This window comes from Alkalibacterium sp., assembly GCF_046484155.1.
Taxonomy (GTDB): Bacteria; Bacillota; Bacilli; order Lactobacillales; family Carnobacteriaceae_A; genus Alkalibacterium.
In genome coordinates this window covers 1-14,535 of the sequence record NZ_JAWOBT010000117.1, presented here as the reverse complement: position 1 = coordinate 14,535, position 14,535 = coordinate 1, and the positions used below count along the sequence as shown (strand labels likewise).

15 protein-coding genes and 1 pseudogene are annotated in these 14,535 nt (G+C 45.2%); 10 read left to right on the top strand and 6 right to left on the bottom strand.

Features of this window, described 5'->3' with window-relative positions:
- The first annotated feature begins 219 nt into the window (after positions 1 to 219).
- Positions 220 to 1,203: a VOC family protein gene (locus R6U02_RS08535; RefSeq protein ID WP_410263190.1), complete on the top strand. Its 984-nt coding sequence runs from the start codon at positions 220 to 222 to the stop codon at positions 1,201 to 1,203.
- A 114-nt stretch (positions 1,204 to 1,317) separates the two neighbouring features.
- Here R6U02_RS08535 and R6U02_RS08530 read toward each other — a convergent pair whose 3' ends face one another.
- Positions 1,318 to 2,655, bottom strand: coding sequence for a sodium-dependent transporter (locus R6U02_RS08530; protein WP_410263189.1), 1,338 nt, complete (start codon positions 2,653 to 2,655; stop codon positions 1,318 to 1,320).
- 161 nt (positions 2,656 to 2,816) lie between these two features.
- A complete protein-coding gene (locus R6U02_RS08525) occupies positions 2,817 to 3,005 on the bottom strand; it encodes a hypothetical protein (protein WP_410263188.1) in 189 nt (62 codons plus the stop codon).
- A 159-nt stretch (positions 3,006 to 3,164) separates the two neighbouring features.
- Here R6U02_RS08525 and R6U02_RS08520 point away from each other — a divergent pair, with 159 nt between their 5' ends.
- The 6 genes from R6U02_RS08520 to R6U02_RS08495 are packed head-to-tail and all read left to right on the top strand — an operon-like array spanning position 3,165 to position 9,958.
- Entirely contained in the window at positions 3,165 to 4,019 is an 855-nt protein-coding gene (locus R6U02_RS08520) for a phosphate acyltransferase (protein ID WP_410263187.1), read from the top strand.
- The gene (buk, locus tag R6U02_RS08515) at positions 4,016 to 5,101 is read left to right on the top strand and encodes a butyrate kinase (RefSeq protein WP_410263186.1); all 1,086 of its coding nucleotides are present in this window, start codon (positions 4,016 to 4,018) and stop codon (positions 5,099 to 5,101) included. The genes R6U02_RS08520 and buk overlap by 4 nt, the downstream gene beginning before the upstream one ends.
- A gap of 14 nt (positions 5,102 to 5,115) precedes the next feature.
- Positions 5,116 to 6,531: a dihydrolipoyl dehydrogenase gene (lpdA, locus tag R6U02_RS08510; RefSeq protein WP_410263185.1), complete on the top strand. Its 1,416-nt coding sequence runs from the start codon at positions 5,116 to 5,118 to the stop codon at positions 6,529 to 6,531.
- A gap of 21 nt (positions 6,532 to 6,552) precedes the next feature.
- Positions 6,553 to 7,542, top strand: a complete 990-nt coding sequence (locus tag R6U02_RS08505; protein WP_410263184.1) for a thiamine pyrophosphate-dependent dehydrogenase E1 component subunit alpha — start codon at positions 6,553 to 6,555, stop codon at positions 7,540 to 7,542.
- Positions 7,543 to 7,566: 24 nt separating this feature from the next.
- Positions 7,567 to 8,553: an alpha-ketoacid dehydrogenase subunit beta gene (locus tag R6U02_RS08500; RefSeq protein ID WP_410263183.1), complete on the top strand. Its 987-nt coding sequence runs from the start codon at positions 7,567 to 7,569 to the stop codon at positions 8,551 to 8,553.
- A 13-nt stretch (positions 8,554 to 8,566) separates the two neighbouring features.
- On the top strand, positions 8,567 to 9,958 hold the full coding sequence (locus R6U02_RS08495; RefSeq protein ID WP_410263182.1) for a dihydrolipoamide acetyltransferase family protein: 1,392 nt from the start codon (positions 8,567 to 8,569) through the stop codon (positions 9,956 to 9,958).
- A 44-nt stretch (positions 9,959 to 10,002) separates the two neighbouring features.
- Here the strand turns inward: R6U02_RS08495 and R6U02_RS08490 are convergent, their stop codons facing one another.
- A complete protein-coding gene (locus R6U02_RS08490; protein ID WP_410263181.1) occupies positions 10,003 to 10,890 on the bottom strand; it encodes a LysR substrate-binding domain-containing protein in 888 nt (295 codons plus the stop codon).
- A 165-nt stretch (positions 10,891 to 11,055) separates the two neighbouring features.
- On the opposite strand from R6U02_RS08490, the pseudogene R6U02_RS08485 reads away from it, so the two are divergent.
- Positions 11,056 to 11,439: pseudogene (locus R6U02_RS08485) on the top strand (Glu/Leu/Phe/Val dehydrogenase dimerization domain-containing protein); the annotation flags it as partial.
- A gap of 90 nt (positions 11,440 to 11,529) precedes the next feature.
- Entirely contained in the window at positions 11,530 to 12,159 is a 630-nt protein-coding gene (locus R6U02_RS08480; RefSeq protein WP_410263199.1) for a Glu/Leu/Phe/Val dehydrogenase family protein, read from the top strand.
- Between the two features lie 384 nt (positions 12,160 to 12,543).
- On the opposite strand, the gene R6U02_RS08475 is transcribed toward R6U02_RS08480, so the two are convergent.
- The 3 genes from R6U02_RS08475 to R6U02_RS08465 form a co-directional block, all read right to left on the bottom strand.
- Positions 12,544 to 12,753, bottom strand: a complete 210-nt coding sequence (locus R6U02_RS08475) for a helix-turn-helix domain-containing protein (RefSeq protein ID WP_410263180.1) — start codon at positions 12,751 to 12,753, stop codon at positions 12,544 to 12,546.
- 15 nt (positions 12,754 to 12,768) lie between these two features.
- Positions 12,769 to 13,305: a hypothetical protein gene (locus tag R6U02_RS08470; protein ID WP_410263179.1), complete on the bottom strand. Its 537-nt coding sequence runs from the start codon at positions 13,303 to 13,305 to the stop codon at positions 12,769 to 12,771.
- 62 nt (positions 13,306 to 13,367) lie between these two features.
- On the bottom strand, positions 13,368 to 13,898 hold the full coding sequence (locus R6U02_RS08465) for a DUF2975 domain-containing protein (protein ID WP_410263178.1): 531 nt from the start codon (positions 13,896 to 13,898) through the stop codon (positions 13,368 to 13,370).
- Positions 13,899 to 14,077: 179 nt separating this feature from the next.
- Between R6U02_RS08465 and R6U02_RS08460 the strand changes: the two genes are divergently transcribed.
- On the top strand, positions 14,078 to 14,535 hold a 458-nt coding region (locus R6U02_RS08460), incomplete at its 3' end, for an ion transporter (RefSeq protein ID WP_410263177.1).

Genomic DNA, 14,535 nt, shown 5'->3' with positions numbered 1-14,535 from the left:
AATGACCCATTTCTTCAACACGTTAAATAATTTCAAAACACTTGATCAGTTATCTTCATGTCAATAACTAATCAGGTGTTTTTGTATTAATGGAAAGAGTGAAGTCGTATAGTGGAAGTGAATAGTTGACAATAAAGAGGGGTGTACGCTATAATTATCTCGAATTCGTAATAAAATATCATGTTAGTTAGTATACACAATATAGGAGGACTTAAACTTATGAAACCATTAAAAGGGATTCATCACGTCACGGCGATCACCAGCAGTGCAGAAAATATCTATGATTTTTTCACCCATGTCTTAGGATTACGTCTAGTCAAAAAGACGGTCAATCAGGATGATATTCAAACGTATCACTTGTTCTTTGCGGACGATACAGGCAGTGCCGGAACGGATATGACATTCTTCGATTTTCCAGGGATTTCCAAAGGGGTTCATGGAAATGATGAAATCGCTCGGACGAGCTTCAGAGTACCCACAGATAAAGCACTCGATTACTGGGTCAAACGTTTTGACCGTCTAAAGGTGAAACACGAAGGCATTCAGGAACAGTTCGGCAAGCAGGTCTTACCGTTCGTCGATTTCGATGAGCAGTCCTATCAGCTGATCTCTGACGAAAACAACCAGGGTGTTGCATCGGGTACGCCTTGGCAGGACGGTCCGATACCGCTTGAGTTTGCCATCACTGGACTCGGGCGCATGTTTATACGTTATATGGATCTGGATCATATCAAAGCAATCCTCGAACAGGTCTATGACATGAAGCACATCGATACAGAAGGCGATCTTTATCTGTTTGAAATGGGTGAAGGCGGCAACGGTGCAGAAGTGGTGGTTGAACACGACCTGAAAATGCCACGCCACCAGCAGGGCTACGGCACGGTACACCACATGGCTTTCCGCGTGGATGACAAAGACGACTTGGATGATTGGAAGAAAAGATACCAGTCCTTTCAGTTACCCAATTCAGGCTTTGTGGACCGTTTCTATTTCGGTTCTTTATACGCACGCGTCACAGCCGGTATCCTTGTGGAATTAGCGACAGAAGGACCTGGATTTATGGAAGACGAACCATACGAAACACTGGGAGAGAAACTGTCTCTCCCGCCATTTTTGGAAAATCAGCGTGACATCATCGAAAATGAAGTGCGTCACATCGACACGGTGAGAAGCACCAAGACATTTGAAAAAGAATATGAGTAAGTTTATAGTTTTCGATCGATCTGAAAGTAAATAAAATAAAGCCCGCTGTCCTCACACAAGCAAGTGTGCAGAGCAGCGGGCTTTATTTTTATTAAAAATACATTTACTGATTTTTTAATTACCTAGCCAGTTGAACATGCCCATGATCAAAACTACCAGTATGGCAAGAGGGGCGATGAATTTAGCAACAAAGATATAGAGCGGTCCCCATGAGGTATCTTTGGTATCGGTGTGTTCGAGGATCTCGTCTGTATCCCATGTCCATGTCACGAAGATAACGGATAACAGGGCACTAAGCGGAAGCAGCACGTTCCCTGTAAAACCGTCAATGAAGTCCAGGAAGCTGTCGCCAAAGATCGTGATCTCCATCGCTCCCTGACTGAGTGATGAAACGACTCCAAGTAGGGTGATGGCTATACCTGTTAAGACGGTCACGATTTTACGCGACATATTGAATCGGCGCATAAAGTAAGCGACGGATACTTCAAGCAGTGAAATGGCTGAAGATAGGGCCGCCAAGGTGAAGAGGACAAAGAAGATGAGTCCGACAAAGACACCAACACCGCCGAGTGCTTTAAAGATCGTGGGTAACACGATAAAGACCAAGCCGGCGCCTTCTGCCGGATCCAAACCGTAAGCAAAGAGGGCCGGGAAAATGACCAGACCTGAAATGATAGCGAATGCCGTATCCAGTGCAATGATGATCGCTGCCGAAGAGGGCAGTCGTTCATCTGGATTTAAATAACTGCTGTACGTCAGCATGATACCCATGCCTAAGCTTAATGTGAAGAACGCTTGTCCCATCGCCACCACATAGACATTCGGATCGGTAAACGCCTCCCAGTCGGGTCGGAACATAAAGTTGAGGGCTTCAGTTGTGCCGCCTAAGGTCAAGCTGTAAATCGCTAGACTGATGAGCAGAATACTTAAAATGGGCATCATCAATTTACTCGTCAGTTCAATGCCCTTTTGTACACCAATAAACACGATGCCAACGGCAAGCAACATAAACAACGATTGCCATAAGATGGGGGAAACAGAATCACCAATAAAATTGACGAAAAAGGCCTGCGAATCACCGGTGATGCCACCTGAAATATATTCCCAGGTATAACGCAGTGACCAGCCCCCGATCACACCATAGAAAGACAAGATCAGGAAAGCGGCCAGTACGCCCAGACCGCCCGCGATGAACCAGGCTGTTTTAGGTGCGATTTTCTTGAACGATTCGACCGCGTCTGCTTGCGCGCGACGTCCGATCGAGAATTCGACCAGCATGACTGGGAAACCGAGCAATAAGACACTAGCGAGGTAAATGATCAAGAAAGCAGACCCGCCGCCTTCCCCCATGGCATAGGAGAAACGCCAGATATTGCCCAGACCGACCGCCGAGCCCATGGTTGCTAAAATAAATCCCCAGCGCGATCCCCAGTGTTCTCTCGTTTGTTTCATAATAATAACACTCCTTCTTTGATAGTCATTTCTCAATATAGTTAAGAACCTAACTCTCGAGGATTGTACCATGAATGGAGGGACCTTTTAACCCCGTTTTTTCGAAAGCGTTTACTCCGAAAGGATAAGAAAGTGTTAGTGGTAGAACGTTTTATCTGCCACTATTGTAAGGCTTGAACAGGCTTTTCACAAGTGGCTTTCACAATAAAAAATATAAAAAAAAGTGTCAGAATAGATAGCTTATGAACAGAAGCGGGGCTAATCCCGTCCGCTTGTAAAATTTTTAATTCATACCTTGAAAAACTGGTAAGCATCAGTGCGAAAAATCTCCGAAAATTTGCTTTTTCCATCTAGAATTCACCTTTATTTGGTTCAAATAGAACAATTTCACGTGGAATGTTTAGAGCTATAAAAAAAATTTATAGTTCCATACATATTAAGTATTTGCTAATTAAAAAAAATAAGGTAAACTTGATTTAAGCGCTTACAAAACCAAGGGAGTGGACAGCATGACAACAGTTGCAGTTGCAGGTGGTTCTAGAGAAGAAATTTTGGAACTGGCAAGATTAAGTCAAATTGAATTCAAAAATAGCGTGAAATTTAAAGTGTTTGACGTCGAACCCGATATCGACCATGAAGAAACGTGGGAATACATACGGTGTGAATCACAAGAAGATATGGTGCGTCAAACGGTGAAGAGCGTCGTGAACCAGGAAGCGGATATTCTATTAAAAGGAGGCGTACAGACACATGCCTTATTAAAAGAACTGCTGAAAAAAGAACATGACTTGAAAACGCAGGAACTGCTGTCGCATGTTGCTTTAGTCAATCTGCCGGCTTTGGACCGACAAATTTTACTCACGGACGCCGGGATGAACATCATGCCGACAGAGGATCAGCTTGAGCAAATCATCCACAATGTCATAAAAGTAGGAAAGGCGATTGGGATGGATCATCCAAAAGTAGCATTGATCAGTTCAGCGGAAAACTATAATCCGAAAATGCCTTCATCGGTGCTTTCTAAAGCATTAACAGAACGGTTCAAGGATAGTTTAGAAGCAACCGTCTACGGTCCACTTTCACTCGATTTATCATTATCTAAAACAGCAGTGGAACATAAGCAGTTTGAAGGACCGATTCAGGGCGATGCAGATATTCTGGTGGTCCCCAATATCGATGTGGGAAATGTCTTGTATAAATCCTTCATACTCTTTGGAGAAGCGATCATGGGAGGAACGATCGTCGGCACAAAAGTACCGATCGTCTTAACGTCCCGCAGTGATGATGTGGAAAGTAAGCTGTATGCTTTGAAATTTGCCTTGATGCAAGTGACTGAAGGAAAAACTGTCGGGGGTCGTCTATGAAAAAATTGATATTAGTGATCAATCCGGGTTCGACATCCACGAAAGTCTCTCTATACAACGAGAAGCAATCAGTAGCGTCTGAAACGATCCGTCATAAGATTGAGGAACTTGCTCAATATAATGGGATCATCGATCAGAAAGCGTTTCGTAAGCAAGTTATTCTAGACTTCTTGAAAAAGGAAGGCTATAAACCGGAAGATCTACAAGCGGTCGTGGGTCGGGGAGGGCTTTTGAAACCTATCCCAGGCGGAACGTACGTAGTCGATGAGGCGATGCTGAAAGATCTAAGAGAAGAGAAATACAGCACTCATGCATCGAACCTTGGGGCTGTCTTGGCGAATGAGATTGCCGAAACAGCGGGTGTGAACGCGTATATCGTCGATCCGGTGGTTGTGGACGAGATGGCTGACATCGCCCGCATCTCAGGTTTGAAAGGGATCGAACGCCGCAGTGTGGCTCATGCCTTGAACCAGAAAGCGGTAGCCAGAAAAATCCTGCAGCAAAAAAACAAGAAATACACAGAGAGCAATGTCATCGTTGCGCATCTAGGTGGCGGGTCAAGCATCGGGGCACATTACAAGGGCAGGATGATCGATGTGGTCAACGGCTTGGACGGCGAAGGACCGTTTACACCGGAACGCACAGGCGGTTTGCCTCTGTATGACTTTGCCAGGATGATCCTGGAAAAAGCGTTGACACTGGATCAGATCAAAAAAATGCTGGCCGGTGAAGGAGGCATCAATTCTTACTTGAACGAAATCGATTTGAGGAATGTGATCGAAAAAATCGATAAGGGCGACCAAAAAGCCGCAGATTATCTCGAAGCGATGACGTATCAGATCGCGAAAGCCATTGGCGAAATGGCGACGGTCTTGAAAGGCGACGTCGATGTGATCATCCTGACCGGTGGCGCCAGTTATAGTGCGTTTGTCGTGGAACATATCAAAGAGCGCGTGTCCTGGATAGCACCGGTGGAAGTCATGCCGGGTGAAATGGAAATGGATGCCCTGCACGAAGGCGTAATGCGCGTCTTGAACAACGAAGAGGAACCGAAGCGATACAGCGAGACAAATAGTGGATAAGTGAGGGGAAAGCGATGGCGATAGAAACAGACCTTCTGATTTTAGGTGGCGGAACAGGCGGCTATGTCGCAGCCATACAGGCAGCAAAGCAGGGCATGGACGTGGTACTGATAGAACAGGACAAGCTTGGTGGAACGTGTCTCCACTGGGGCTGCATTCCAACAAAAGCGCTGCTTAGAAGTGCGGAAGTGATGGACACCTTGAAGAACGCAAAAGAATTCGGCATAGACATCAGCGATGTACCGCAAGTCGATTTTGCAAAAGTGAACGAACGAAAACAAGCCATAGTCGATCAGCTTTACCGGGGGATACAGGGGCTGGTGAAGAAAAACAAAATCAAAGTGGTATACGGCAAAGGTGCCGTATTGGGTCCGTCGATTTTTTCGCCGGTCTCTGGCGCCGTAGCCGTGACGTTTGACGACGAAGACAAAGAAGAAGAAATCTATGTGTCAAAAAAACTGATCATTGCCACGGGATCAAGTCCAGCCACCTTGCCGCAGCTGCCATTGGATGAAGAAACCATCTTATCATCTTACGGGATGCTTCAACTTGACGAATTGCCGGAGTCCATCGCCATCATTGGTGGCGGTGTGATCGGTGTCGAGTGGGCGTCACTTCTTCACAGTTTGGGTGTCGAAGTCACGATCTTTGAAGCATTGGACCGATTGATCGTCAACGAAAGCAGGACGGTTTCTAAAGCGTTGCTCAAACAGTTCAAACGACGCGGTATTCGGGTGGAACTCAGCCAGCTCGTTGAAGGAGTGGAAAAAGCAGACGGCAGGGTCAGTCTTTCTCTAAATGGAAAAGACACGTCTTTGTCGTTTGAAAAAGTGATGGTCGCGATCGGCAGAAAACCGAATGTGGATGGGATCGGTCTTCAGAACACCTCGATTAAATATGATGCCAAAGGGATCCACGTGAACGATCATTACCAGACGACAGAAAGCCACATTTATGCGATCGGGGACTGCATCGATACCTTGCAGCTCGCGCACGTGGCGATGAAAGAAGGCGAACTGGCCGTGGAACACATCGTTCACGAAACCAGTGAACCGATCAATTATCTGAATGTGCCACGCTGCACCTATACGATACCTGAAATAGCCAGTGTGGGCTATACGAGAGAAACACTGCCGGAAGGTAGAAAAGTCAAAATGGGCACGTTCAACTTCAATGTCAACGGCAAAGCCTTGATTCAGGGCAACGCAGATGGGTTTGTCGAAGTGATGAGAGATGAGGGAAGCGATGACTTGATCGGCGTGTCCATCATTGGTCCGCATGCGACGGAACTGATTTCTGAAATGAGCACAGCGATTTATCTGAATGCGACACCGCTTGAGATCGGCGAAGCGATTCATCCGCATCCGACCCTGACGGAAGCGATTCAAGAAGCAGCACTGGATGTCTATAAATTAGCGATTCATAAATAAGAAAGCGAGTGTGAAGAGACTATGAAAAAACTGGCAGAATCTGGTTTAACAAAAGAAGCAATCATCAAAGCGTACAGATACGTTTTACTAGGACGGCGCCTGGACGAACGCCTCTGGCAATTGACGCGTATCGGCAAGACTTCGTTCAACATCTCGGGACAGGGGCATGAAGTGGGACAAGTGGCGATGGCCATGGCTTTTGACCACGACAAAGATTATTTCCTGCCTTACTACCGGGACATGACACCGTGCCTGGTCTGGGGGATGACACCGAAAGATATTTTGCTCGGTTCACTCGGTAAAGAAGCCGACCCGTCTTCCCATGGCCGTCAGATGCCGAACCATTACGGCTCCAAAGAACATAACATCGTGACGCATTCGTCCACAGTGAGCACACAGTTCCCGCTGGCAACGGGTGTCGCTTATGGTGCTCAACTTGGTAAAAAAGACTACGTTACCCTGACGACAACAGGTGAAGGGGCAGCCAACCAGGGTGAAGTGCAGGAAGCCATGAACTTTGCCGGCGTGAAGAAATTGCCGCTCATCTTTGTGTTTGAAAACAACGGCTACGCGATCTCCGTTGGACGAGAAGAACAGTATGCCAGCGAGAAACTGTCTGAGCGCGGGCCGGCTTTCGGTTTTACGGGCATACAGGTAGACGGCCACGACTTTGTGGAATCTTATCTGGCCTTCAAGCAAGTTGTAGAGGATGCACGGAACGGCAAAGGGCCCGCTTTGATCGAATTGATGGTGACCCGTTTGACCGCGCATTCGGCGGATGATGATCACTCTGTGTACCGTTCGAAAGAGGATATCGAAAACCTGAAGAAACATGACGGATTGCTCTTGTTTGAAAAACAACTCATCGATGAAGGGTACCTGACCCGTGAAGAGATCAAAGCAATAGACAAAGAACTTAAAGAAGAAATCAACCAGGCGACGGACGAAGCAGAAGCCATGCCTGATCCAACACCGGATACCATACTTGAACAAGTCTATGCAGATAAATAAAGGAAGAAAGGATGCGTTAAGCCCATGGCAATGATGACATACTTAGAAGCCATTCATAAAGGAATCGAAGAAGAAATGGCTCGAGATGAAAAAGTGGTAATCTTTGGAGAAGACGTTGGAGGCAAGAAAGGCGGTGTCTTTGGGGTAACCAAAGGATTAGCTGAGAAATTTGGCGATGAGCGCTGCTTCAATACCCCGCTGACGGAAGGTCTGATCGGAGGACTCGCAGTGGGGCTCGGCACAGTGGGGTACAGAGCGATCGGGGAATTCCAGTTTGCCGATTATATCCTGCCGGCCGTGAACCAGCTGATTTCCGAAGCGAGCCGCATGCGTTACCGGACGAAAGGCGACTGGACCGCACCGATCACTTTCCGTGCCCCCTATGGCGGAGGTGTGCGCGGCGGGCTTTATCACTCCCAGTCGACCGAAAAAGTGTTGTTCGGACAACCGGGGCTCAGAATCGTGACCCCGTCGTCACCACGTGATGCAAAAGCGTTGATCAAAGCAGCCATCCGCTGTGATGACCCAGTACTGTTCTATGAACATAAACGCCTGTACCGTCTGCTCAAAGAAGACGTGCCGGAAGACGATCACGTCGTACCCATCGACAAAGCCAATGTGGTCAGAGAAGGCGATGACATCACGGTTATCGGATACGGTATGGTCTTGAATCATGCCCTCAAAGCCGCTGAAACCTTGAGCGAAGAAGGCTTTGAAGCAGAAGTGGTGGACGTTCGTTCCATTTATCCCTTAGACAAAGAGACCCTGGTCAAGGCAGCGAGGAAGACAGGTAAAGTGCTGCTGGTGACTGAAGATAATTTGGAAGGCAGCGTCATGAGTGAAATTTCAGCCATTATTGCCGAAGAAGCACTGTTTGACCTGGATGCACCGATCAAGCGACTGGCTGGTCCGGATTCACCAAGCATGCCTTATGCGCTGGCTTTGGAGCGAGAATTTTTAGTGACTGAAGAAGAAGTGCTGAATGCCATGCGTGAACTAGCAGAGTTTTAAGGAGGAAGAGTGAATGAGTATAAAGATAATCAAGATGCCTCACTTGGGTGAAAGCGTCACGGAAGCCTCGATCGCTGTGTGGTTAGTTTCTGAAGGCGATAAAATAGACAAATACGATCCCATCGCCGAAGCGGTTTCGGATAAAGTGACGACCGAGATCCCGTCGAATTACTCAGGCATTGTCAAAGAATTTTTGATTGACCTCGATACCGATGTGAAAATCGGCACACCGATAGTATCCATTGAAACAGCAGATACAGAGGATACTGACGAATCAGAACAGCCTGTCGGAGCAGAACGTTCTTCCGACACTGAGAAAAAAGAAGAGATGACCGAGCATATCAACGCGGAAATCAAGAAAGAAGCAGAACAGCAATCGATCGAAAGAGACACGAAAACGTCCGTCGGGCAAAAAGGATCTGCCGAGCCCGAATCTAAGACGGACAAAAATACACGGTACTCTCCGGCAGTTGTCCGGATCGCACAGGAAAGAGACATCGATCTGAAGCAGGTTGAAGGGTCAGGGAAACACGGGCGCATTACGCGCAAGGATGTCCTGAACTTTGATGTCGACACTCAGCGGGAATCTCATGTTGAAGTGGATATACCAAAACCCTCTTTACAGGCTCAAAAAAAGATGATCAAAAGAGAAATGAGCAGAAAAGTGGAAACAGCTTCCGAACCGGCTGCTTCATCCAAGTCAAGTCGCGACGAAGTGGTCCCGGCTGACCGTATCCGCAAGGCCATCGCCAGGAAAATGGTGCAAAGCACGTCAGAAATCCCCCATGCATGGTTGATGGTGGAGGCAGATGTTTCCAATATCGTTAACTTAAGAAACAAAACGAAAGATCGATTCAAAGAACAAGAAGGGATCGCGCTGTCTTACTTCCCCTTCTTCGTTAAAGCCGTGGTGCAGGCGCTGAAGAAACACCCGATCATCAATGCGTCATGGGATAACGGCAACATCGTCTTCCATAAGGACATCAATATCTCAGTCGCTGTCGCCACGGAGGACCATTTATTCGTGCCCGTGATCCAGCATGCCGATCATTATTCACTCAGTGGGTTGTCAAAAGAAATCGACCGCTTGGCCAGTTTAGCCCGTGACGGCAAATTAGGTAATCAGGACAGTCAAGGTGGCACAATGACCCTGAACAATACCGGCAGTTTCGGTTCGGTCCAGTCCATGGGCATCATCAACCATCCGCAGGCAGCGATTTTACAAGTCGAAAGCATCGTGAAACGGTTTGTCCCGACAGAAGATGGTGGGTTCAAAGCAGCCGATATGATCAACTTGTGCTTATCGATTGATCACCGCATGATCGATGGCCTTCAAGCCGGTCGTTTCTTGAATGATGTCAAAGAAAACCTGCAGAAATTTTCAGATGAGTCAGATATATATTAAAAAACAGTTTCACTCAACTAAGTGAGCAAAACTGTCAAAAGCAGTCAATTCTTTTTGATTTCAGCAATCAGGTCATTGATCGCTTTGGTTGGGGCCTTTCCTTTTTTCAACGCAACGCCAATGGGATAGTAATCGTTTTTATCCTGCAGGGGGATCCATTTCAGACCTTCCAGGGCGCCGATCGCTTTGTATTCGATCGGCAACAAGCAGATGGAATCGAGCGTCTGCAAACTATACAGCAGCACCTGCAGGTCGTCATGATACATGACGATGTTCGGTTCAAAGCCCAAATGCCGGCTGCGATCCAGAAGCATCTGACCGAGCATGAAGTTTTCGTTCAAAGTCGAGAACCGCTGCTCTTTCAGGTCTGCAAACTTTAACACGTGTTTTTCAGCTAGAGGGTTATTTTCCGGGACAACAACGTGCACGTTATAGCCTTTGGTCGAGGTATTGAGTGCCTCGATCGAAATGGCGTTCGACTGTGTATTGGGAAAGGATACCAAGCCGATATCCAGTTCATCGTTGGCCAGCATTTCCTGGATTTTACGGGACCCGTTTTGAGTGATGATCAGATCGACGTTCTGATGGGTCGCGATAAAATTGGAGATCTGCTGCATATACTGGACGGCAAACAAGATAGTGAGTCCTAAACGAATCACTTCTTTTGAGTCCGATTTCATATGCTGGATTGTATTGACCAGCGTATCAAAGTCAGTGACGATCTTTTCACCCTGTGTATACAGGAGTTTACCTGACTGGGTCAGACTATAGGTCTTGTCATGTGGATCGAAGAGTTTTGTATTGAGTTCCGCTTCCAGCTTTTTAATGGTGAACGAAAGCGTCGGCTGGGTCACGAATAAATTCCGCGCCGCTTTGGATAAATTTTTAGTGTTCGCAACTTCTATAAAATATTTCAACTGTTTGATATCCAACTAAACCATCCTTCAACTAGTATGCTAATTAGTTCATTATACAACAGAAAAATGAAAACGGTTAACTGGATTTAACGATCAAGTAACTTCTTATAGTGCATTCGAAGAAAAATGATGAAAATAAGATACAAGAAGAGCTAACCACAGGGAAAGGGCGTTATAGGAATGGAAATATTCAAAAACTTGGAAGAACATGATTATGAGCAAATGATCTTCATGCAGGATAAAGAAACAGGCTTGAAAGCCATCACATGTATTCATGATACGACTTTGGGCCCCGGGTTAGGCGGTACAGGCTACTGGGCATATAAAAAAGAAGAAGATGCGATCGAAGATGTGCTCAGACTAGCGCGCGGCATGACATATAAAAATGCGGCAAGTGGGTTACCCATTGGGGGAGCTAAAACTGTTATCCTGAAAGATCCTGAAAACCAAGTGAGTAAAGAAGCGATGTTCAGAGCCTTTGGGCGTTTTGTGGAAGGGATGAATGGCCGTTACATAACTGCCGCAGACGTTGGAACCACCGAAGTGGAAATGAATTATATCTACCAGGAAACGAACTACGTCGCAGGTACGGGACTTAAACCGGGCACTTCCGGCAATCCTTCACCCTCCACGGCTCACGGTGTATATGTTGGTATGAAAGCCGCTGTGAAAAAAGCGTTCGGGTCGGATTCACTGCAAGGAAGATCCATCCTTGTAGAAGGCGTCGGGAAAGTGGGATACTTGTTAGCTGAAGCCGCACTCAAAGAGGGTGCGAAAGTTTACGCGACCGATATCTTTGCCGGACCCAAAGAACGTGCCAGAGAACTCGGCTGTGATATCGTTGAAGTGGGTAACATGTTCGACATTAAAATGGACATCTATGCGCCCTGTGCACTCGGTGCTTCTATCAATGACGAAAGCCTGAAGAAAATCGAAAAAGCCGGCATCAAAGTCATTGCCGGTGCGGCGAACAATCAGTTGGCTGAAACGCGTCATGGTGATAAATTAGATGCAATGGGTATCGTCTACGCACCTGACTATATCCTGAATGCGGGCGGTGTTATCCAAGTCGCTGATGAATTCAACGGCGGGTACAACGCAGCACGCGCACGCATGTCGGTCGATCGAATCTATGACCAGATCGAAAAAGTATTCGAAATCGCCGAACGCGACGGCATCCCGACCTATAAAGCCGCAGACATTCTAGCCGAAGAACGCATTGCGGCTGTCAGAAAAACGAAGAGTATCTTTGCCCGAGACAGTAAATCGATTTTAAACCGTTAAAAGATAATTAGGATAGAAAAGAACCATTCCCAAAAGCTGGGAATGGTTCTTTTCCTGTTTTATCGTGATGAATTCTAAATAATGACTAGATCAGGTTCTTATAAGCTCATTTTGTGTGAATCGTTTAAGTTCGTTGATGAAAGCTACCGGTGAACTCGATCTAGAACGACTATGAATGCAGTTGGATGAACGAATGGTCTTGTGAACTTCATGTAGAACGGTTCTAGATCAAGTTCAAAGATCAAACAAGATAGCGAACCTGATATAGAAGGCAGTTAGATGTAGTTCACCACTTAATCAGTATAGCGAACTAAACATACAACGATTTCAGCAGCTTTGTTGTATTTATTTTTCAATTCACTGTTTCCTGGTATATGAAGTTTGTCATTCTTCTTTCTCATACTCCAGTATATCTCCAGGCTGGCAGTCCAGCGCTTCACAAATAGCGTCCAGGGTGGAGAAACGGATGGCCACTGCTTTGCCGGTCTTTAATTTTGAAAGGTTGACGTTGGAGATGCCAACGTCGTCAGCTAAATCTTTGAGCGATACTTTCCGGTCCGCCATGACGCGGTCGAGCCTGACTATGATGGGCATGGGTTAATTCCCCCTTTAGATCGTATCATCGGACAACTCTTGTAAGCTGATGCCGTATTTCAGGATGCCACTCACGATATACAGTATTAATCCGATCATGAATGAAGAAGAGAGGTCAAAGACAAAATAGAACCCTTCATCCGCACTCAAGTTGACAACTAACGTATATAACAGAGGGAGAAAAATATCAGTCACAATCAAAATGATGCTGATCCACTTTACCGATTCAGCAAAATCATAGGTGAAAGGTGTCTCGCCACGAACCAGTCGGTCGAATAAAAAACTGCCTTTGAAGAAGATATAGCTGCCTATGGCTAAGAACACCGGTGCAATAATAAAGGCGCCTAGTCTGTAATCGGCTTCCGTCACACGTGAATCCTGGAAATAGAATAAAGGAGATTCGGAAAATGCGACATTTACTGAGGGAGAATCAATTTCCAAGAAAAAGGAAAAGACGACAATTAAGAGTAAGGCGGCAATGGCAAGGGTCCCAAAACCTTTTAACAAAAGTGATAGAAATCTACTGATATTACGAAACCGTGTGATGTCCATATGAGTCACTCCTTTTTTATGTACTTAGAATCTATATCTCATTATTTATATTTCCTTTCAAATTAAATCGTATCATCTGATAACTCCTGCAAACTGATGCCGTATTTCAAGACACCACTAACTATATATAAGATTAAACCGATGAAAAAAGAAGAAGTGAGTCCGAAATTGAAATAGAACCCTTCATCGGCACGGAGGTTGACAATCAGCGAATAGAGCAGCGGCAGTATGATATCAAAAGTAATCAGCAAGAAACTGATCCATTTTACCGATTCGGCAAAATCGAAGGTAAACGGTGTCTCACCATTTGCTAAATGATCAAACAAGAAACTGCCTTTGAATAAGATATAACTGTATACTGCAAGAAATAATGGAGCTATTATTAGTGAAGTAAACGCATGATCTGCTTCTGTTACGCGTGAATCTTGAAATAATATGAGTGAATTTTCTGGGAAGCCAACAATGAAAGCTACATTATCTATAAAAAACGTAAATATTATTCCAATTAATATAATAACAATACAAAAGGCACCAATTAGTTTAAGGCTAAAGGATAGTAATTTACTAACAGTCCGAAACCGTTTGATGTTCATATGGTTCACTCCTCTGTTTTATTTACTTAGAGTATATACCCATAGATTAATACAAGTCAACAATTAATTATCGAGAAACGTTAATTATTTCATTTTAAGTATTAGATGTTTATGATAAAACTTCATATGCTATAATCTAAGTTAAGTATTGAAATACAGGGAAGAAAGGAGCGACTAGGATGAGGAAAGAGCTGTACCGTATTTTGGATGTTGAAGATGATGCCAGTATACAAAGTAAAGCCTATAATGTTGTCAATATTTTGATGATTGCGATCAGCGTTATTCCGCTGCTATTTAAAGAACAGACAATGATCTTTTTGAGATTAGAAATCATTGCGGTTGTTTTTTTCTCATTGGATTACATTCTTCGCTTTATAACTGCAGACTTTAAGTTTACTGAAAAAAATTCTCTAACGGCATTTATCAGTTATCCTTTTACTCCCTATGCTATTATCGATCTGTTGTCGATTTTGCCATCACTCACTTTTGTAAATCAATTGTTTCGTTTATTCAGATTATTGCGATTGTCACGATCGTTGCGCGTGTTTAGAACGTTCAAGCTCTTTCGTTATTCCAAAAGTTTTGAATTATTGATTCAGGCCATTAAAAAACAGAAAGATTCATTGATGCTGGTAGG

Coding starts and splice junctions, on each gene's coding strand:
- R6U02_RS08535 (WP_410263190.1), top strand. CDS start 220: ATGAAACCATTAAAAGGGATTCATCACGTCACGGCGATCACCAGCAGT.
- R6U02_RS08480 (WP_410263199.1), top strand. CDS start 11,530: ATGAAAGCCGCTGTGAAAAAAGCGTTCGGGTCGGATTCACTGCAAGGA.
- R6U02_RS08505 (WP_410263184.1), top strand. CDS start 6,553: ATGAAAAAACTGGCAGAATCTGGTTTAACAAAAGAAGCAATCATCAAA.
- lpdA (WP_410263185.1), top strand. CDS start 5,116: ATGGCGATAGAAACAGACCTTCTGATTTTAGGTGGCGGAACAGGCGGC.
- R6U02_RS08495 (WP_410263182.1), top strand. CDS start 8,567: ATGAGTATAAAGATAATCAAGATGCCTCACTTGGGTGAAAGCGTCACG.
- R6U02_RS08475 (WP_410263180.1), bottom strand. CDS start 12,753: ATGCCCATCATAGTCAGGCTCGACCGCGTCATGGCGGACCGGAAAGTA.
- R6U02_RS08525 (WP_410263188.1), bottom strand. CDS start 3,005: ATGGAAAAAGCAAATTTTCGGAGATTTTTCGCACTGATGCTTACCAGT.
- R6U02_RS08520 (WP_410263187.1), top strand. CDS start 3,165: ATGACAACAGTTGCAGTTGCAGGTGGTTCTAGAGAAGAAATTTTGGAA.
- R6U02_RS08465 (WP_410263178.1), bottom strand. CDS start 13,898: ATGAACATCAAACGGTTTCGGACTGTTAGTAAATTACTATCCTTTAGC.
- buk (WP_410263186.1), top strand. CDS start 4,016: ATGAAAAAATTGATATTAGTGATCAATCCGGGTTCGACATCCACGAAA.
- R6U02_RS08530 (WP_410263189.1), bottom strand. CDS start 2,655: ATGAAACAAACGAGAGAACACTGGGGATCGCGCTGGGGATTTATTTTA.
- R6U02_RS08500 (WP_410263183.1), top strand. CDS start 7,567: ATGGCAATGATGACATACTTAGAAGCCATTCATAAAGGAATCGAAGAA.
- R6U02_RS08470 (WP_410263179.1), bottom strand. CDS start 13,305: ATGGACATCACACGGTTTCGTAATATCAGTAGATTTCTATCACTTTTG.